The sequence below is a fragment of the Halorarum sp. SLYT50 genome (assembly GCF_059821265.1).
This window is the reverse complement of the sequence record NZ_CM187555.1, coordinates 1,171,693-1,189,786: the sequence shown is the minus strand read 5'-3', so window position 1 is coordinate 1,189,786 and position 18,094 is coordinate 1,171,693. Positions and strand designations below refer to the sequence as shown.

General features: G+C 71.2%; 21 protein-coding genes. 13 read left to right on the top strand and 8 right to left on the bottom strand.

The features are described 5' to 3' along the window. Window positions 1–118 precede the first annotated feature (118 nt). Complete coding sequence (locus tag AC6RUA_RS06300) at window positions 119–613, top strand: YciE/YciF ferroxidase family protein (protein ID WP_499815080.1); 495 nt, start codon at window positions 119–121, stop codon at window positions 611–613. A gap of 113 nt (window positions 614–726) precedes the next feature. Here AC6RUA_RS06300 and AC6RUA_RS06295 read toward each other — a convergent pair whose 3' ends face one another. Continuing rightward, window positions 727–1,926, bottom strand: coding sequence for a redox-regulated ATPase YchF (locus AC6RUA_RS06295; protein ID WP_499815079.1), 1,200 nt, complete (start codon window positions 1,924–1,926; stop codon window positions 727–729). A 251-nt stretch (window positions 1,927–2,177) separates the two neighbouring features. Between AC6RUA_RS06295 and AC6RUA_RS06290 the strand changes: the two genes are divergently transcribed. Both AC6RUA_RS06290 and AC6RUA_RS06285 read left to right on the top strand, forming a co-directional pair. Further along, window positions 2,178–2,792, top strand: coding sequence for a translation initiation factor IF-2 subunit beta (locus tag AC6RUA_RS06290; protein ID WP_499815078.1), 615 nt, complete (start codon window positions 2,178–2,180; stop codon window positions 2,790–2,792). Between the two features lie 100 nt (window positions 2,793–2,892). Then, window positions 2,893–3,138, top strand: a complete 246-nt coding sequence (locus AC6RUA_RS06285) for a DUF7385 family protein (protein WP_499815077.1) — start codon at window positions 2,893–2,895, stop codon at window positions 3,136–3,138. Window positions 3,139–3,195: 57 nt separating this feature from the next. Here AC6RUA_RS06285 and AC6RUA_RS06280 read toward each other — a convergent pair whose 3' ends face one another. The 3 genes from AC6RUA_RS06280 to AC6RUA_RS06270 form a co-directional block, all read right to left on the bottom strand. Next, the gene (locus tag AC6RUA_RS06280; RefSeq protein WP_499815076.1) at window positions 3,196–4,149 is read right to left on the bottom strand and encodes a D-2-hydroxyacid dehydrogenase; all 954 of its coding nucleotides are present in this window, start codon (window positions 4,147–4,149) and stop codon (window positions 3,196–3,198) included. Window positions 4,150–4,248: 99 nt separating this feature from the next. Next, a complete protein-coding gene (msrB, locus tag AC6RUA_RS06275; protein ID WP_499815075.1) occupies window positions 4,249–4,701 on the bottom strand; it encodes a peptide-methionine (R)-S-oxide reductase MsrB in 453 nt (150 codons plus the stop codon). A gap of 86 nt (window positions 4,702–4,787) precedes the next feature. Next, entirely contained in the window at window positions 4,788–5,441 is a 654-nt protein-coding gene (locus AC6RUA_RS06270) for an HAD family hydrolase (protein WP_499815074.1), read from the bottom strand. A gap of 205 nt (window positions 5,442–5,646) precedes the next feature. Here AC6RUA_RS06270 and AC6RUA_RS06265 point away from each other — a divergent pair, with 205 nt between their 5' ends. From AC6RUA_RS06265 to AC6RUA_RS06235, 7 genes are all read left to right on the top strand, one after another. After that, window positions 5,647–6,804, top strand: coding sequence for a pentapeptide repeat-containing protein (locus tag AC6RUA_RS06265; protein WP_499815073.1), 1,158 nt, complete (start codon window positions 5,647–5,649; stop codon window positions 6,802–6,804). Window positions 6,805–6,872: 68 nt separating this feature from the next. Continuing rightward, window positions 6,873–7,934: an NAD(P)/FAD-dependent oxidoreductase gene (locus AC6RUA_RS06260; RefSeq protein ID WP_499815072.1), complete on the top strand. Its 1,062-nt coding sequence runs from the start codon at window positions 6,873–6,875 to the stop codon at window positions 7,932–7,934. A 115-nt stretch (window positions 7,935–8,049) separates the two neighbouring features. Then, complete coding sequence (locus AC6RUA_RS06255) at window positions 8,050–9,072, top strand: beta-ribofuranosylaminobenzene 5'-phosphate synthase family protein (protein WP_499815071.1); 1,023 nt, start codon at window positions 8,050–8,052, stop codon at window positions 9,070–9,072. Window positions 9,073–9,142: 70 nt separating this feature from the next. Continuing rightward, window positions 9,143–9,982, top strand: coding sequence for an RAD55 family ATPase (locus tag AC6RUA_RS06250; protein ID WP_499815070.1), 840 nt, complete (start codon window positions 9,143–9,145; stop codon window positions 9,980–9,982). A 77-nt stretch (window positions 9,983–10,059) separates the two neighbouring features. Further along, window positions 10,060–10,914, top strand: coding sequence for a CopG family transcriptional regulator (locus AC6RUA_RS06245; RefSeq protein WP_499815069.1), 855 nt, complete (start codon window positions 10,060–10,062; stop codon window positions 10,912–10,914). Then, window positions 10,911–11,483, top strand: a complete 573-nt coding sequence (locus AC6RUA_RS06240) for a DUF8135 domain-containing protein (RefSeq protein WP_499815068.1) — start codon at window positions 10,911–10,913, stop codon at window positions 11,481–11,483. Before AC6RUA_RS06245 ends, AC6RUA_RS06240 begins: the two co-directional genes overlap by 4 nt. A 47-nt stretch (window positions 11,484–11,530) precedes the next feature. Continuing rightward, window positions 11,531–11,854 carry a transcription factor S gene (locus AC6RUA_RS06235; protein WP_499815067.1) on the top strand — a complete coding sequence of 108 codons (324 nt, stop codon included), beginning with the start codon at window positions 11,531–11,533 and terminating at the stop codon, window positions 11,852–11,854. Between the two features lie 42 nt (window positions 11,855–11,896). On the opposite strand, the gene AC6RUA_RS06230 is transcribed toward AC6RUA_RS06235, so the two are convergent. Continuing rightward, the gene (locus tag AC6RUA_RS06230; RefSeq protein ID WP_499815066.1) at window positions 11,897–12,334 is read right to left on the bottom strand and encodes a DUF7577 domain-containing protein; all 438 of its coding nucleotides are present in this window, start codon (window positions 12,332–12,334) and stop codon (window positions 11,897–11,899) included. A gap of 128 nt (window positions 12,335–12,462) precedes the next feature. Between AC6RUA_RS06230 and AC6RUA_RS06225 the strand changes: the two genes are divergently transcribed. Continuing rightward, entirely contained in the window at window positions 12,463–12,870 is a 408-nt protein-coding gene (locus tag AC6RUA_RS06225; RefSeq protein WP_499815065.1) for a hypothetical protein, read from the top strand. Here the strand turns inward: AC6RUA_RS06225 and AC6RUA_RS06220 are convergent. Beyond that, window positions 12,853–13,512, bottom strand: coding sequence for an alpha/beta hydrolase (locus AC6RUA_RS06220; RefSeq protein ID WP_499815064.1), 660 nt, complete (start codon window positions 13,510–13,512; stop codon window positions 12,853–12,855). The genes AC6RUA_RS06225 and AC6RUA_RS06220 overlap by 18 nt on opposite strands. A 226-nt stretch (window positions 13,513–13,738) precedes the next feature. On the opposite strand from AC6RUA_RS06220, the gene AC6RUA_RS06215 reads away from it, so the two are divergent. Then, entirely contained in the window at window positions 13,739–14,614 is an 876-nt protein-coding gene (locus AC6RUA_RS06215; RefSeq protein ID WP_499815063.1) for a PspA/IM30 family protein, read from the top strand. Between the two features lie 89 nt (window positions 14,615–14,703). Continuing rightward, window positions 14,704–15,750: a DUF7972 family membrane protein gene (locus tag AC6RUA_RS06210; protein ID WP_499815062.1), complete on the top strand. Its 1,047-nt coding sequence runs from the start codon at window positions 14,704–14,706 to the stop codon at window positions 15,748–15,750. A gap of 87 nt (window positions 15,751–15,837) precedes the next feature. On the opposite strand, the gene AC6RUA_RS06205 is transcribed toward AC6RUA_RS06210, so the two are convergent. Together AC6RUA_RS06205 and AC6RUA_RS06200 are read right to left on the bottom strand one after the other, a co-directional pair. Beyond that, the gene (locus AC6RUA_RS06205; RefSeq protein ID WP_499815061.1) at window positions 15,838–16,878 is read right to left on the bottom strand and encodes a dipeptide epimerase; all 1,041 of its coding nucleotides are present in this window, start codon (window positions 16,876–16,878) and stop codon (window positions 15,838–15,840) included. Beyond that, a complete protein-coding gene (locus tag AC6RUA_RS06200) occupies window positions 16,875–17,897 on the bottom strand; it encodes an N-acetyltransferase DgcN family protein (RefSeq protein ID WP_499815060.1) in 1,023 nt (340 codons plus the stop codon). Before AC6RUA_RS06200 ends, AC6RUA_RS06205 begins: the two co-directional genes overlap by 4 nt. Window positions 17,898–18,094 lie beyond the last annotated feature (197 nt).

The window sequence follows — 18,094 nt, the reverse complement described above, 5'->3', positions numbered from 1 at the left end:
TACGCGGATGGGACGTAACTCGGTTGCGGGCCGCCGACCCGGGAACGCGGTTCGACCGCTTGCCTGCGAAGGCAGTCGTCTTACCGAGGCTCCGCTCGACTCTCCGACGAGGGAAACAATGGCTGCAGACACACTCGACGAGCTGTTCGAGCACGAACTGGAGGACATCTACTTCGCGGAGCACGAACTCCTCGACGCGCTAGAGGAACTCGCGGAGCAGGTCGGCGAGGACGACATCCGTTCGGAACTCGAGGAGCACCGCGAGGAGACGGAGGGACACATCGACCGCCTCGAAGAGGTGTTCAACATGATCGGCGAACCGCCGGAGGAAGAGGAGTGCGAGGGAATCGAGGGACTGCTCACGGAGCAGGAGGAGTTCGCCGAGAGCGACCCCGACCAGCGCGTCCTCGACCTGTTCAACCTCGCGTCCGCCCAGAAGACCGAACACTACGAGATCGCCGCGTACGGCAACCTCACGCTGCTCGCGTCGCAGCTCGGTCTCGACGAGGCGGCGGACCTGCTGGAGGAGAACCTCCGCGAGGAGGAGGAGGCGCTCGACTCGCTCTCGCAACTGACAGAGAACTACGACTTCGAGTCGGTCGACCGCGAGTAAGCGTCCCCCGGTCGCCGGACGCCGCCGAAGCGAGGGAGTCCGCTCCGTTTTTTCGCGTTGTCTCGCCGAATCGAGTACTCGAGTCCACCGTCCTGCGCCCGTACCGTCGCCCGTCAGCCGGTGGTGACGATTTCGACCACGTCGCGGTGGTCGAGTTTCGCGTCAGCGCCGACCTGTCGGCCGCTCCGACAGTCGACGGCGTGGAGGAACCCGTCGCCGATGTCCGAGTGGAGGTGGTACGCGAACGCCTCAGCCGTGGCGTCGCCCGGCAGGACGAAGCAGTCCCGGAACGGTCCCTCCGTCCACTGCCCGCTCGCGCTCCCCGGGAAGACGGCCTTCGCGCCGAGTTCCTCGAACAGCGCGGTTTCGAGCGCCCGCTGGACGCCCGTCCCGCCGAACTCGTCGACGAACTCGCGGACCCGGTCGAGTCCCTCGCGCTGCCCGGCCGAGACGTCCCCCACGAGGTCGAACTCGTCCGACCCCGGCGCGTACGACACCGCGCCGGCGTCGGCGGCCGCCTTCAGCGCCTTCTCCGCGTGCGCGCTCGTCGGGACGACCGTGAGGTGGTCGTACTCGGGGTCGGTCGTGATCTCGCGGTAGTTCGCCCGCGCGGCGTCCGTGTCCATCTTGTTCGCCGCGACGACCATCGGCTTGGTCCGCTCGCGCATCTCGCGTGCGAGCGCGAACCGGTCGTCGTCGTCCCACGTCGACGGGTCGAGTTCGAGGCCCAGCGAGCGCACCACCTGTTTTATCTCGTCCTTGTTGGTGCGGAAGGCGCTCATCTGCTCCGCGAGTACCGACTCGACCGAGATTTCGTCGCCGGGGTTCGGCCCCTGGTGCGTGGACTCGAACTTCTCGATACCCTTCTCCAGGATGTCGAGGTACCACTGGTCGAGTTCCGCCTCGAGGAAGTCGACGTCCTCGCGCGGGTCGTGTCCCTCCGTGGGTTCGCCCTCGCTGTCGGTCGTCCCCGAGAAGTCGACCACGTGGACGAGCACGTCCGCCTCGTTCAGGTCGGTGAGGAACTGGTTGCCCAGTCCCTTCCCCTCGTGTGCGCCCGGGATGAGTCCCGCCACGTCGACGAGTTTCACCGGGACGTACCGGGTGCCGCTCTCACAGAACCCCTGGCTCGGCTGGCACGTCTCGTCGAACTCCGGGGCGGCGCAGTCGACGCCGACGTACGCCTCGCCGACGCTCGGGTCGATGGTGGTGAACGGGTACGCCCCCTCCGGTACGTCGTTCGTCGTCGCCGCGTTGAAGAAACTCGACTTCCCCACCGACGGCTTCCCCACGAGTCCCACCGTGTAGCTCATTACCCCCGCTGGGCCGCTGGCGCGGGAAAGCGTTTCTACCCGACTGCGGCGTGGTGGCCGGTGACACGGGGCGCGTCGAGCGTCGGCCGTCCCGGGGGCGCTCCGGTCCGTCGCCGCTCCGCGGCATCGGCCGTTATCGGCGTCGTTACCGACCGGTCGCGCGTGGACGACGGTCGACTCCTGCTGGCGCGGTGACGTACGTCAACCTCTCTCTCGGAACGCCTTTACGCCGGAATCACCTCACTGAAACCATGAACTACGATTCTGCGCTCGACCGGGCTTACGACTCGCTTCCGGACAGCCCCGCCGAGGCCGGCGACCGACTCCAGGTCCCCGACCCGGAGGGACAGACCGACGGGGCGTTCACCCGGCTGACCAACCTCGACGCCATCGCCGACGCGCTCTCGCGCGACCCCGAGCACGTCCACCGCTCCATCCAGCGCGAACTCGGGACGAACGGCCAGTTCGAGAACGGCGTCGCCCGCTACAACGGGTCGTTCTCGGTCGCCGACTTCGAGCAGGCCATCGACGAGTACGTCGCCGAGTTCGTCACCTGCTCGGAGTGCGGTCTCCCCGACACGGTGCTCAAGACCGAGGACGGCATCGACATGCTCCGGTGTCAGGCCTGCGGCGCGTTCCGGCCGGTCGAGAAGCGCTCGGGGTCGGCCTCGCGCCAGCGCGCCCGCCCCGACATCGAGGAGGGCGAGACGTACGAGCTGAAGATCACGGGGACCGGCCGCAAGGGCGACGGCGTCGCCGAGAAGGGGAGCTACACCATCTTCGTCTCCGGCGCGCAGGAGGGCGACGTGGTGAACGCGTACGTCCACAACGTCAGCGGCAACCTCGCGTTCGCGCGCCTCACGTAAGCGGGCTGTTCGTCCCTGCCGGTCGCGCGTCGAGCGAGCCGATTTTCACGCCTGAGTTCCGGTCCGTCACCTACTCGTACCACCGTCGGGAGCGACGGCCGTGGACCGACTCGACGTGGCCGACGGCTTCGACGTGCACGCGTACCGCTCGAAGCTGAAACTCCTCAGGCAGACGGCCGACTCGATGACGCTGGCGAACCGCGCGGAACTGGCGTGTCCGGCGTGCGACCGGTCCTTCGACAGACTGTTCGTCAGCGAGCGGTCGACCGTCACGTTCGACAGCCCGCCGACCGGGCCGCTGTGTGTGGTGCGGACGGACGACCGGACGCTCGTGCTCGCGCACTGAGCGGGAACCGGGGAGGCGACCGAGCGACGGCCCCGATTCGAGCGCTCGGAGCGCGGCCTACAGCACCCGGTTCCGCAACTCCTCGCCCGCGGTGAACCGCCGGTAGTTGTCGGCGATGATGTCCGTCCAGCGGCCTATCTTCTCCGGCGTGCTCCCCGCCATGTGGGGCGTGACGACCACGTTCGAGAGGTCCCACAGCGGCGAGTCGGAGGGAAGGGGCTCCTCGGTGAACACGTCGAGGGCGGCGCCGCGAATCGTGTGGTTCTGGAGCGCACGCGTCAGCGCCGCCTCGTCGCAGACCGCGCCGCGCGCGATGTTCACGAGCACGCCGTCCGCGCCGAGCAGTTGGAGTTCGTCCCAGCCGACGAGTCCTTCCGTCTCGTCGGTCAGCGGGCACGCCAGCACGAGGTAGTCGCTCCGGGCGCAGACCGCGGCGTGTTCGTCGGCCGGGAACGCCTCGTCGACGGCGTCGGGCATCGTGTCGACGTCGCGCTTCGTCCCGAGCACCTCCATCCCGAGCGCACTCCCCACCTCCGCGACGCGGGTGCCGATGGCGCCGACGCCGAGGACGCCGAGCGTCTTCCCCCGGAGTTCGCCCCCCTCCTGTCGCTCCCAGCGGTTCGCCGCCTGCTGGCGGGCGAACGTGTGAAGCTGGCGCTCGAAGGTGAGCATGTAGCCGAGCACCTGCTCCGCGATGGGTTCCGCGTGGACGCCCGAGGCGTTCGTCAGCGCGACGTTCCGCTCGCGGAGCGCCTCGCGGGGGTAGCTGTCGACGCCGGCCGACAGCGCCTGCACCCACCGGACGCCGTCGGCGCGCGCGAGCAGGTCCTCCGAGAGGCGGCCGGTGACGAACGCCGCCGCGTCGCCAGCGTGGGTGTCGGTCTCGGACTCGGTTGCGGCCGTCACCACCGCCTCGGCCGGGAGGCCGGCCTCGACGAGCGAGTCGCGCAGCGTCGGCCCCCGGTCCGGGCTGACCGTGTGCGTCAGGAGGAGCGTGGGGTCGTGACTCACGCGTGCGTTGTCACCGCCGGAGACGAAAAGCCCCCCGGTGCTGACGGTACGAGACGCCGCGTCGCCTGCGCCGCTGCGTCGGGTTCTCGACAGCTCTCGTCAGTTCCCCTCGCGGGATTCGAAGTCGAGCGCGACCGAGTTGATGCAGAAGCGCTCGCCGGTCGGTTCTGGACCGTCCTTGAACACGTGGCCGAGGTGGCCGTCGCAGGTCGCACACAGCACCTCGACGCGCGACATGCCGTGGCGGTCGTCGTCCCGGAGCGTCACTTTCGACTCCTCGGCGGCGTAGAAGCTCGGCCACCCGCACCCCGAGTCGTACTTGGTGCTCGAATCGAAGATGACCGTCCCGCAGCCGGCGCACCTGTACACGCCGTCGTCGTCCCGGTCGACGTGTTCGCCGGAGAACTGGGCCTCGGTCCCCCGCTCGCGGAGGATCTCGTACTCCTCGTCGGAGAGTCGCTCGCGCCACTCCTCGTCGGTTCGCGGCAGGTCGGTGGCCGCCTCGCTCGTCTCGTCCGCCTCGCTCGCCGGGTTCTCGTCGGTCTCGCTCATGCCGTCCTCTCGGCGCTCCGAACGGATAACGTCGTTCCCCGGCGGCGCACCGGCCGTCCCACCGCGGGGACGACCGTCGCGGCCGTTCACCGACAGACGGCGACCACGTCGTGGAGGTCGGCCACGTCGTACGTCGGCGTCACGGAGAGGTCGTGGTCCTCGCGGTGGGGCCGACGGACGAACGCGGAGTCGATGCCGGCGTTGTGCGCCGCCTCCACGTCGCTCTCGTTGTCGCCGACGAACAGCGCCGTCTCCGCGTCCAGGTCGGCGAGCGCGCGGTCGACGTAGTGGCTCTCCGGCTTCTTGCGCGCGAGGCTCTCGACGGTCGGCTCGCGGCCGTACGCCGCCTCGAACAGGTCGCCGACGCCGAAGTGGTCGAGCACGTAGTCGACCGTCTCCTGCTGGTTCGAGGAGATGATTCCGAGCGGGGTGTCGAGGTCGCGGAGCACGCTCACGTCGTCGTACAGTCGCTTGCGGCCGGCGTGTATCTCGCGCCGCTGGGCCTCGAAGGCGGTCCGGTCGCGGACCGCCCAGAACTCCCGCGGCGTGAGGTCGTACGCCGCGCACACCTCCCGGACCTGCCGCGGGGTGACGCCGACGACCATCGACTCGACGTGGTCGGGGTCGGGGTCGCCGACGGCGAGCGACTCGAACGCGTCCCACGCCGCCTCGTGGAGGACGTCGTAGCTCGTCCGCCCGACCAGCACACCGTCGTTGTCGAACACGACCGCGTCGTACATCCGGTACCGGCTCTGCGGTACTCCGAGAGAAAAGCGTTCCGCGACCGATCGCCGCCGGTCGCGGGACCGAACGGTCCGTCCCACCAGTTCTCAGCGGCCCCCCGGCGTCGCGTCCGGGAGATGGACGCGCCAGACCGAATCCGGACTCGGCTTGCTTGCCGTTGACGACCGAACGGGTAAGCCGCTCTCCCACCGAACGGGACGTGTGTCGAATGTCGCCGACAGCGCCCACGGCGTTCGCGAACCCGAGCCGACGTCTCCTCCCGGCGACCGGTGCGGGTACGTCTACGAGTTGAGCGACCCGCTCGCGAGCCAGAGCGCCGCCTGCTGCTGGCGCGAGGCGGTGGACGACGAGGGGCAGTGTCGGTGGCACCTCGACGGCGACAAGGCGGGCGTCCTCGGAGCGGAACAGTTCGCCGACGAGGGGGACCTCTTCGGCGCCGTGCTCCGCGGCGCGCGGATTCCGGACGACGCGCTCGCCGGCCGCCGGTTCCCCCGGAGCGACCTCTCCGGGACCGACCTCTCGGGACGGGACCTGAGCGGTGCCGACCTGAGCGGTGCCGACCTCTCGGGGGCCACCTTGCGAGGCGCCGACTTCAGCGACGCCACCCTCCGGAACGCGGACCTGACCGACGCGGACGCTCGCGGCGCGACGTTCGAGGGGGCGAACCTGGAGAACAGCGAACTCACCCGGACGGAACTCCGGAACGCCACCATCGAGAACGCGGCGCTCTACGAGGTCGGCTTCTCCGACACCTGGATCAACCACAGCACGGAGTTGGGTCGCCTCTGCCGCTACGAGGCCGAGGAGACGAGCATCGAGCGCGACGAGCGCACGATACGGTACCACGAGGCGGCGGCGTGGACGTACCGCGCGCTCCAGCAACTCTGCGAGGAGAACGCGCTCCCCAACGAGCACCGCCGGTTCTACGTCCGCGAGAAGGAGGCCCGCCGGAAGCTCGCGTGGGAGACGGGCGACTACCCGAACGCGGTCAAGGCGGAACTCTCCCGGTGGGTGATGGAGTACGGCAGCAACCCGTGGCGGGTCGTCGGCGTCTCGGCGCTCGTCGTCCTGCTGTTCGCGGCGCTGTACCCGCTCGTCGGGGGGATACGCGACACCACGACCGGCACGCTCGTGGGCTTCTTCTCCGCGAACGTTCCGGCCGACGCGCCGGTGTGGTACTTCACCGGCCCGTTCCTGAAGGGGCTCTACTTCAGCGTCGTCACCTTCACCACGCTCGGGTTCGGCGACATCCAACCCATCGGACCGTGGGCGCGCCTCCTCGCGACGACCGAGGCGGTGGTCGGCTCGGTGCTCATCGCGCTCCTGGTGTACGTCCTCTCGCGGACCGTCACCTGGTAGTCCGTCCGTGTCGGGCCGGGGTCGTCGGTTCCCCAACGCCTACCCCCTGCCGGGCCGTACGGCGTTCGATGACGCACATCGGCATCGTCGGCGCGGGGATGGCCGGCGTCGGCGCGGCGGACGCGCTCCGGGAGACGGGCGCGACAGTCACGATACTGGAGAAGTCGCGCGGCGTGGGGGGGCGGGCGGCGACGCGCCGGCGGAACAACTGCCGGTACGACCACGGCGCCAACTACGTGAAGGACGCCGACGAGCGGACGGTCGACCTGATTCACGACCTGGGCGAGTCGGGGCTGGTCGCGCTCACCGACCCCGTCTGGACGTTCGGGGGCGACGGCGACCTCACCCCGAGCGAGCGCGACCCGGAGACCAAGTACACGTGGCAGGCGGGAATCACGCAGTTCGCCAAGCGCCTGCTCGCGCGGGGCGACGCCGATGTCCGCCACTCCGTCCGCGTCGAGTCGCTCGCGCGCGCCGACGAGGGTTGGACCGCCACGGACGCCGACGGCGACGACCACGGCCCGTTCGACGCGCTCGTGTCTACCCCGCCGGCCCCCCAGACCGCCGACCTGCTCGCCGCGACGGACTGGCCCGGCGGCGCGGAGTCGGGGGCGCTCGACGCGCTCCTGACGGCCGCGGGGGCGGTGCCGTTCCGGACGATTCGCACGGTCGTGTTGAACTACGGCTTCGACCTCGACGTGCCGTGGTACGGCGCGGTGAACACCGACGACGCCCACCCCGTCGGCTGGCTCTCGCGCGAGGAGTGCAAACCCGGACACGTCCCCGACGGGGAGTCGCTGCTCGTCGCGCAGATGAGCCCCGACTGGTCGGTCGACCACTACGACGACGACCTGGCGGAGGCGGCCGACGCGGTCGCCCGACGGGTCGCGGACCTCGTCGGCGACGACCGACTCCGCGAGTACCGCTGGGCTGACGACCAGGGGTGGCGATACGCGCTCCCCGACGACGCGGCGGACATCGACCCCAGCGCGGTCGAAGCGGCCCGCGACGCGGGGCTGTTCCTCGCCGGCGACTGGATGGCGGGGAGTGGCCGCGTCCACGAGGCGCTCTGGAACGGGGTCTCGGTCGGCGAGACCGTCACGGAGCGGGTCGTCCGCGGAGAGGAGTAGCCCCTCGACCCGCCGGCGCGCTCCGCCGTCGTCGCACTCGGCGCGCCGGTCGCGTCCGAATCCGCCGCTGTCGAAACCGACTCCCCTCGCACGGGCGAACGTCCACTCCGACGCGATGTCCCCCTCCGCTCGCGACGCTCCCGGGTCCGACCCCGACGGCGCGGTCACGGTGACCGCCGGGGCGCGCCTCCACTTCGGCTTCGGGAACCTCTCGCTCGCGCACGAACGCCTCTACGGCGCGGCCGGCGTCGCCGTCGACCGGCCGCGGGTCCGCCTGACCGCCGCGCCGGCCGGCGTCGTCGACTGCGAGCACCCGCTCGCCCGCGAGTACGCCGAGCGAGCCCGCGACTTGCTCGGCGTGTCCGGCGCTCGCGTCGAAGTGCACGAGACGCTGCCGCGACACATGGGGCTGGGGAGCGGGACGCAACTCGCGCTGGCCGTCCTCGCCGGCGTCGCCCGGTCGTACGACCGGGAGCCGCGGGTGCGCGAACGCGCGCCGGCGCTCGGCCGCGGAGGACGTTCCGGCGTCGGCGTGGCGGCGTTCGAGGCCGGCGGTGTCGTCCTCGACGCCGGCCACCCAACCGAGCGGTTCACCACCGACCGGCCGGCAGACGGCGACTGGCGCGTCCCGCCGGTGGTCGCGCGCCACCCGGTGCCGGACGACTGGCGGTTCCTGCTCGTCGTGCCCGACGCCGTGCCGGGGCGCGCCGACGACGCGGAGGACGACTCGATGCGGGCGGTCGTGGAGGCGGCCGACCCCGGCGTGGCCGACCGCATCGCGGGCGTCCTCCAGCGGCGACTCCTCCCCGCGGCGGCCGAAGGGGCGGTCGAACGGTTCGGCGCGGCCGTCCGCGAGGTGGGACGGCTCAACGGCGCGTGGTTCGCCGACGAGCAGGGCGGCGTGTACCGCCCGCCGGTCGGCGACCTCGTTGCGGCGCTCTCCGGCGACCCGGCCGTCTTCGGCGCCGGACAGTCCTCGTGGGGACCCGCCGTCTACGCCGTCACCGACGCCGGGCGGGCCGACGCGGCGCGCGCGGCCGGCGAGCGAGCGCTCGACGCCGCCGGCGTCGCGGGCGACGTGTCGGTCGTCCGCGGGCGAAACGTGGGCGCGACCGTCCGGGTCGCGGACGAGGAGTAGGCGAGTTCACACTGTACGCGGCCCGCGGACCGGCGCAACGACTAAGCGCGCGGCGTCGCCACTCGACTCCATGACACGTCTCCCGTTCGGCGTCGCGCAGTTGGACTCCGTGCTCGGCGGCGGGGCGCCGGAGGGAACCGTCGTCCTCGCCGCGGGCGAGGCCGGGGCCGGCGCCCGCGAGTTCGCCTACACGAGCGCCGCGATGAACGCGCTCGTCGACGCCGACCCCGACCTGTTCGACCTCTACTACGGCGACCTTGACCCGGAGGCCGACGCGCCGCCGGAGGTCCACTACCTCTCCTTTACCGCCGGCCGCGAGTACGTCGAGCGGGAACTCCGGTACACGATGGCCGACGAGATCGTCGACGCCGCCGCCGAGGAGATACGCTTCGCCGACCTCTCGCCCGAGTACTTCCAGCTCTCGACCATCCCCCGCGAGTGGTACATGGGGGAGACGACGTCCATCTCGGAACTCGGACGGCAGAACGCGACGCGCGAGGGCGTGCTGACGGCGCTCGGCGAGTACCTGACCGAGCACGCCCCCGGGAATCTCGTCGTCGTCGACGCCGTCACCGACCTCGTCGGCGCCGCCGCCGGCGACGTGACGTGGGCGGACGTGGCGATGCTCGTCCGCGGGCTGGGGAAGGCCGCCCAGTCGTGGGGCGGGCTCCTGCTCGCGCTCGTCAACACCGACACCATCGACGACAGACAGTTGGGTCAACTCGTCGACGGCAGCGGCGGGACGCTCCAGTTCGGCTGGGAGTCCGGCGGTTCGCGGCGCGCCCGGACGATGGTCGTCCGGGAGTTCCGGGGGGTGCTCTCGCAGTTGGAGGCCGAGAACATCGTCCGCTTCGAGACGGAGATACACGAGGGCGGACTCGACATCAGCGACGTGCGCAAGATACGGTAGTCGGCCGGCCGTCGGCGGAATCAGCTTCGAGAGTTGACGGCGTAGGTTCTTATGCGTCCCTCACAGCGTGTGGGGTGATGACGGGGGAACTACTGGACGGACTACCCGAGGGGCTTCGGTCGTGGGTCGACTCGCGCGCCGAGGAGACGGGTCGTCCGCCGAGCGAGGTGCTGGCGCGGGCCGTGACGGTCCACCGGCTGCTGGCCGACTACGACGGGCCGCTCCCCGGCCCGGCGACCCTCGACGCAGCGGACGCCGGCCCGGCCGGCGAAGAACTCGCGGACCTGGCGGCCCGCCTCGACGCGACGGACGAACGCGTCGACGCCGTCGCCGACGAGTTCGAGGAGAAGCTGACCGACGTGCGCGAGCGTGTCGTCCAAGTCAAACGCGAGGCGGACGCGAAGGCCGACGCGGACCACGACCACCCGGACCTCCGCGGGTCCGGCGAGTCGGCGGCCGCGCTCGCGGACGACGTCGACCGGGTCCGCGCCGAGATGCGGGGTATGGAGTCGCGCTTCGAGGCCGGGTTCGACGGCTACGAGGACGTACTCGGGTCGCTCACGGACGCCGTCGACGACCTCGACCGGAAGGCGACGACGCTCGCGGCGGCGCTCGTGGACCTCCGCGCCAGCGCCAGGAAGGCGGACGCGCGTCGGACCCGCCGAGAGGCCGCCGCCGAACTCAAACGCGAGGCCAACCGGCTCGGCATCGAGCGGGCGGCCTGCGGCGACTGCGGGTCGACGGTTCGACTCGGGTTGCTCACCGCTCCCGAGTGCCCGCACTGCGGCGCCTCGTACGACGGAGTCACCCCGTCTCCCGGATTCTTCGGGTCCGCGACGCTCGCCGTCGGCGCGCCCCCGGCGCTACCGGACGGAACCGCCGGGGCGACGGAGCCGAAACCCGCGGACCCGCTCGGGGAGGGAAGGGAGTGACCCGGAACTGGTCCGCGGACGACGACGGGACGGACGGCGGTTCACCGGACGAGAACGGCGGACGCGGGGGCGGTCAGTTCGACTTCGGGGACGTCGAGTCGGTCGACGGCGAGGCGGCTCGACCCGGCGAACCCTCTCGCGACGCTCGGGCGAGCGGCGGAGACGCCACGCCGACCGCCGAGGAGGGGGTCGCCGGCGACGACCGGCGGGTCCCCTTCGCGGACCTCTCGGCGGACCTCGCCGGGCGCGAGCGCCGCCGACCCGCGGACGACCCGTTCGAGGAGATAGACGTGCCGGAGTTCGACGGCGACGTGTGGGCGGCGCTGGACGACGAGTGCGAGGCGGACGAGGGGGGGGTGTCCGCGCTCGACGGGGACGGCCGCTCGGAGCGCGTGGTGGACAAGCGGACGTACTGCCAGGGGTGTCGGTTCGTCTCCGCGCCGCCGGACCTCTCGTGTACGCGCGAGGGGACGGACATCGTCGAGGTGCTCGACGGCGACAGGCTCCGCGTCCGCGGGTGTCCGATGGCGGACGGGCCCGACGGGACGGACGGGACCGGCCCGGGCTGAGGACCGCGGCGCGGGGTTTACCCGCCTCGCGCGCCGACCGTGGGGGCATGCAGTTCTGCGACGACTGCGGCTCGATGATGGTCTCCGAGGACGGGGCGATGGTGTGTACCGCCTGCGGCGCGACGGACGAACGCGACGAGGAACTGGCGGCGCAGTTCGTCTCGACGGAGGCGCAGAGCGACGACGACGTGATCGAGACGGAGGAGGGGGCGAACTTCGAGGGGAAGCCAACCTCGAACGACGTGACCTGCGAGAAGTGCGGCCACGGCGTCGCGTGGTACACCATCAAACAGACCGGCGCGGCGGACGAACCGCCGACGCGCTTCTTCAAGTGCAAAGAGTGCGGCTACCGGTGGCGCGAGTACAACTAGGGCGGCGTCGTGCCTCCCGGACCCGCTCCGCGGAACCGCCGGTCACTCCGGGAGTTCGGCCGAGCAGTTCCGGCAGTAGTCGAACCCGAACTCGTTCCGCTCGCCGCACTCGGGACAGACGAGGTAGCCGGTCCCGTCCTCGTAGACGACCCCACTCTCCGACTCCCCGTCGGACTCGGACGGGAGCCGGTAGCCGAGTTGTTCGAGCGTCGACTGCTCGCGCTCCGGTCCCGAGAGCCCCGGCACCCCCCCGAACCTCGTCGCGTCGCCCCCGGCCTTCCAGACAAGCGCGCGCCCGACCACCAGCAGGCCGACGCTGACCGCGATGTACGTGAAGTGGGCGGTCGACGCCCCCTCGACCGGGTCGCCCCCCGGGAGGAACAGGTCCACGGCGACGACCAGGAACACGAGCATGCCGAGCAGGTAGCACAGCAGTCCCGCCCCGTACCACAGTAACGTCGTTCGCGTCAGCCCGCGCATCCGACAGGGTTGGGTCTCGACGACCGTATTTCCTTGCCCCTCCGCGCATCCTCGCGCCACTCCGGGAGTCACCCGGACACCGGCGGACGAGGGTTTATCTCGCCCGCGCGACGACCGCTCGTACCGACATGTCCCTCCGCGACCGCGTCCGCCCGTGGCACGGCCTGCTGCTCCTCGTCTTCTGCGTCGGCTTCGCGTCCTCGCTCGCGCGCGACGGTCCCGTCACCGTCGGCCCGGAACTGCTCGCCCCCGTCGTCTCGGGGCTGTTCGCCGTCGTCGTCTTCCAGTTCACCGTCGGCAACGTCTGGGGGTACGCCGTCGAGTACCGCAACGTCGGGGGTCGGTGGAGCGACGCGCCGTTCCTCGCCCCGTTCGTCGCCGCCCTCCTCGTCGCGGTGGCCGTCGTCCTCGACTCCGCGTCGCTCGCCGCGGCGGCGTGGGTCGCCTTCTGGGCGTTCGTGGTCACGGCCGGGGTGACCGCGCTCGTCGTCTGGCTGGCGGTCGGCTACCGCGAGCCCTCACAGCCGGTCGGCTAACCACTCGCCGACCACCTCGCCCACCGTCCCGGCCTGCCCGACGAAGAAGTGGTCCGCCGAGCGCTCGACCGCGGCGTGACCGAGTTCGCGCGCCCGTTCGACGACGGGCTCCCAGTCGGCCGTCGCGTCCCGGGTCGCATACACCACCTGCACCGGACAGCCGATTCCGTCGAGCGCGGCCACCGCGTCGAGGTCCGACGCGAGCCGCGCCGTCGGCGCGAGCGTGCTCACCGCTCGCACGTCCGTCTCCGCCGCCGCGAGCAGGGCGACGCTCCCCCCGAAACTGAAGCCGAACAGGCCGGCTCGCTCGTACCGCTCCGTGGCCCACCCGACCGCGTTGCGGGCGTCGGCTCGCTCGCCGTACCCCTCGTCCCAGTCGCCGTAGTCGAACCGGAGACAGTCGATACCGCGCGCGCCGAGGGCGTCGCTGACGGCGCGCAGGCGCTCGTCGCCGCGGTTCCCGCGGTGTTGCGGGTGGGGCGGACAGGCGACGACGCAGGCGGGCGCGTCCGCACTGTCGTCGTCCTCGGCCCCTCCCGCCCGGTCGAGCGTGCCCCGTACGTCCCGACCACCGGGGACGAGTACCGGCTCGCGCTCGCGTTCGTTCACGCCGGCCGTTCGGCCGGGCTGCCGCTTGAGCACGTCGGTCGGTCCGTGGGGAGGGGGCGCGCGACGCTCGTCCGTCGTCCGCCGACGCCGCCCTGGACGCACCGGTCGCGCTCCGCGTCCCGGGCGGTCAGGTCGGACCGGAGGACGCGACCGCCAAGTACCGTGCTGGGTGGGCGGGAGCGAGAGTCGGCGGGCCGCCGGCGGCGCGACACTCCTCGTCCGGGTGAGATTTATACGCCGCCTTCGCTAGCATCGGGGTATGGGAGTCCTCTCTCGCGCCTCGTACGTCATCCGCTCGAAGGTGAACGCCCTCCTCAACCGAGCGGAGGACCCGACCGAGACGCTCGACTACAGCTACGAGCAGATGCGCGACGAACTCCAGCAGGTGAAGCAGGGTATCGCGGACCTCACCACCCAGAAGAAGCGGCTGGAGATTCAGAAGCGCCGCCTCGAGGAGAACGTCGAGAAGCACAACGAGCAGGCGCGCGAGGCCGTCCAGCAGGACCGCGAGGACCTCGCCCGGCGCGCGCTGGAGAAGAAGAAGTCCAAGATGAACCAGATCGAGGACCTCGAGGGCCAGATACAGAACCTCCAGACCACGCAGGACAGCCTCGTCGACAAGAAGGACGAACTCCAGGGTCGCATCGAGGAGTTCAAGACCAAGAAGGAGACGATGAAGGCCCGCTACGAGGCGGCGGAGGCGTCGACGCGCGTCTCGGAGGCGATGACGGGCGTCGGCGACGAGATGGAGGACGTGAGCCGGTCCATCGAGCGCGCCGAGGAGCGCACCGAGGAGATGGAGGCCCGCTCGCAGGCGATGGACGAACTCCAGGACACCGGCGCGTTCGACGACGCGCTCTCCGACGAGGACGAACTCGACCGCGAACTCTCGGCGGGCCGGACCGACCGCGAAGTCGACGCCGAACTGGAGACCCTGAAGGCCGAGTTCGGCAAGGCCGACGCGGCGACCGACGGCGAGGCCGAGGGGACGACGGACGTCGAGACCGAGGGGACGACGGACGTTGAGACCGAGGTGGACGACGCCGCCGAGGACGCCGACGCCGAACCGAGCGACGAGGAGGTCGAGGCCGAACTGGAGGAACTGCGACAGGAGGAGAACGGCGAGGCGAACTGACCGCGCCGGCACGACCGACTCCCGGCGACCGCACCCAGGTCCCCGTCCGCGACCGCCGCTGATTTACCACCCGCTCACGAATCCGACCCATGAGCGACGAGTCGTCGGACGGCGACCAGCCCAGCGACACCATGCGCGGGCGAGTGGGGGGGAGCCGTACGAAGCTCTGGTTCTTCATGAACGGGGGCCGGTGGGTGGTCACCGGCCTCATCGCGGCCGTGTTCTTCGGGGCGCTCGTGCTCGCGAGCCACCTCGACCTCGCCCCGGTTCGCACGCTCATATCCGAGAAGAACACGCTGTGGTGGGTCTTCTCCCCGATGATCGGGGCCATCGTCACCGGCGTGACGCTCGTCATCACCATCAGCCAGCTCATCCTCTCGCAGGAACTCGGCGCGCTCGGCGACCAGCGCGAGCGGATGGAGGGGGCGATGGAGTTCCGGACCGACGTGGAGTCGTGGCTCGACGAGACGACCGGTCCCCCCGACCCGGCGTCGTTCATGGAGGCGCTCCTCGACGCCGTCCAGACCCAGGGCGAGGACCTGAACGACGCCGTCGCCGACTCCCCCGACGACGACCTGCGCCAGGAGGTCAACGACTACGTCGACGGCCTCCTCGACAACGCCGAGGAGGTCGGGGCCGGGCTCAGCGACGCCCAGTTCGGCGAGTTCGACGTGGTGTTCTCGGCGCTGAACTTCAACTACTCCTGGAAGATATACCAGGCCCGCCGCATCCGCAAGCGCCACGAGGCGAGCCTCGACGACGAGGTGGACGGGCTACTCGAGGACATCGTCCGTCTGCTCCGCTTCTTCGGACCGGCCCGCGAGCACTTCAAGACGCTGTACTTCCAGTGGGAACTGGTCAACCTCTCTCGCGTCATGCTCCTCGCCGCGGTGCCGGCGCTGTTCGTCGCCATCTCGGTCCAACTGTTCGTGAACGGTTCCGTGCTCCCCGGTGCGACGCTCGGCACCGAGAACGTCACCTGGCTACTCACGGCGTGCGCGACGCTCACGCTGCTCCCGTTCTTCGTGCTGCTCTCGTACATCCTCCGCGTGGCGACCATCACGAAGCGGACGCTCGCCATCGGGTCGTTCATCCTCCGGGACACGGAGCGGTCGGACGACATCAGCTGGGACTGACCCGAGCGCCCGCTTCGACCCGCGCGCCGCCCCCGCGCCGGTTCCCGGGGCGCGCCGTGTGCGGTGTCCGCGACGCGCGAGTTACGGTTACGCCTCGCGCGCGCCCGTCCCCGGCCGGTCGAGGTCGGACAGGCGAATCTCGCCCTCCGGCAGCGGGACGCCCTCGTACGGGTCGTCGGCGAGCAGCAGGCTCCCGTCGAGGTCCGCGTAGTCGAGCAGCGGCGCGAGGTGACAGCCCGCGGCGATGGCGGCGTTCGTCTCGACCATGCAGCCGAGCATCACCTCCAGTCCGTGCGCGCGGGCCGCGTGGACCATCCGTTTCGCCTCCAGCAACCCCCCGCACTTCATCAGCTTCAGGTTCGCGATGTCACACCGGTCCGCGATGCGCGGGATGTCCTCCAGCGTGATACACGACTCGTCGGCCGCGATGGGGAGCTTCGACGCCTCGTAGGCGAACTTCAGCCCCTCGGGGTCCTCCGCGGGCACCGGCTGTTCGATGAACTCGACGCCCATCTCGGCGAGCCACTCGCTCTTGCGAGCGGTCTCGCGGGCCGTCCACGCCTCGTTGGCGTCCACCCGGACCGTCGCGTCGGGCGCCTCCTGGCGGACGGCCGCGACCAGGTCCCGGTCGCGGTCGGTCCCGAGTTTGAGCTTGAGCGTGCCGTACCCCCGCTCGACCGCCTCGCGGGTCTTCTCGCGCATCACCTCCTCCTCGTCCAGTCCGATGGTGAACGAGGTGTCCGGCGTCCGCGCCGGGTCGAGTCCCCACAGGCGGTACAGCGGCACGTCCAGCCGCTTCGCCGCGAGGTCGTGGAGTGCGACGCTCACGCCGCAGCGCGCCGCCGGGTTGCGCTCGACCACCTCGCTGGTCCGCGCTTCTATCTCCGCGAGCGCGTGGGGGTCGCCCGCGTCCTCGACGGCCGCGAGCAGGTCGGGGAGGACCGCCTCGACGGTGCCCGCCGTCTCGCCGTAGTGGCTCGAGGGCGCGGCCGCGCCGACGCCGACCGTCCCGTCGTCGTCCTCGACTCGCACGACGACGTTCTCCGTCGTCGCCGTCGTCCCCCGCGAGATGGTGAAGTCGTGTTCAAGCGGGAGCGACACCCGCTCGAACGACGTCGAGAGGCTCACCGAATCGCCTCCAGTACGTCGTCCGCGCCGAACCGGATGAGGTCCGCCGCGGGCGCGTCGAGCGCGTCCGAGAACGCGGCGACGGCGTCGCGCGCCTCGTCGTCGCCCTCGACGTCGGACGTGTTGAGCGCGCCCGCCACGACCGAGGCGTCGTGGACCGGCGCGGCGAGCGACTCGTACAGGTCGACGTACTCGGGGACGGGCGGAATCGCGGTGTCCTCGTAGCCGTGGATGGCCTCCCGGCCGGTCTCGTGACAGAGGACGAGCCTGTCGGGCATCGACCCGTGGAGGATGCCGCAGGTGACCGCCGAGTACGCCGGGTGGACGATGCTCCCCTGCCCCTCGACGACGAGCAGGTCGTGTTCGTCGCCCTTCGCCAGCACCATCTCCTCGACGGCCCCGGCGGTGAAATCGGCGACGACGCGGTCGATGGGGTTGCCCCAGCCCTCTATCATGATGCCGGTCTGGCCGGTCGGAATCGCGCAGGCGTCGACGCCCGCCTCCTCGGCGGCGGCGACGAGTTCCATCGTCGCGGTCATCTTCCCGACCGAGCAGTCCGTCCCGACCGTGAGCACCACGTCGGCGCTCACCTCGTCGGCGCGTCCCTCCGCGACGGCCAGTCCCTCGCGCGGTTTCCGCACGTCGTGGAGGCGGACGCCGTGCTCGGACGCGAGTTCGGCCAACTCCTCGTCCTCGCTCAGGAAGTAGTGGAGCCCGGCCGTCACGTCACAGCCGTCCTGGATGGCGGCGCGCACGTCCGGTCGCCACGACTCGTCGAACGCGCCGCCGATGGGCGAGATGCCGATTATCAGCCCGTCGACGCGCCCCTCCACGTCGTCGAACGAGGCCACGATGGGTGCGTCCGGTACGTCCGGGAGGTAGTCCGGCACCCGTTCGCCCGCCCGGTCCCGGTCGAGGACGGCGACGATGTCCTGGTCCCCGTAGCGGATGATGCCGTTCGCGGTCTTCGACCGCCCGGGGAACTTCTCGTGTGCGAGCACGACGACGCGTTCGCTCATGCGCGGCGGGTCGTCGGCGGGTGGCTTAAATCGGTTCCCCGCGGTCGTTCCCGCCGATTGGCGGCCGTCGTTCACTTCCGTGCCGTGGTGCGCTCTCGGGCCGCCGCTCCTCCGTCCCGCTCGTCACCCGACGCGTCGACGCGGCGGTCGGAGATACCCCGTCTCGTTGCCGACTCCGCGGGGGATTACCGTGGCGG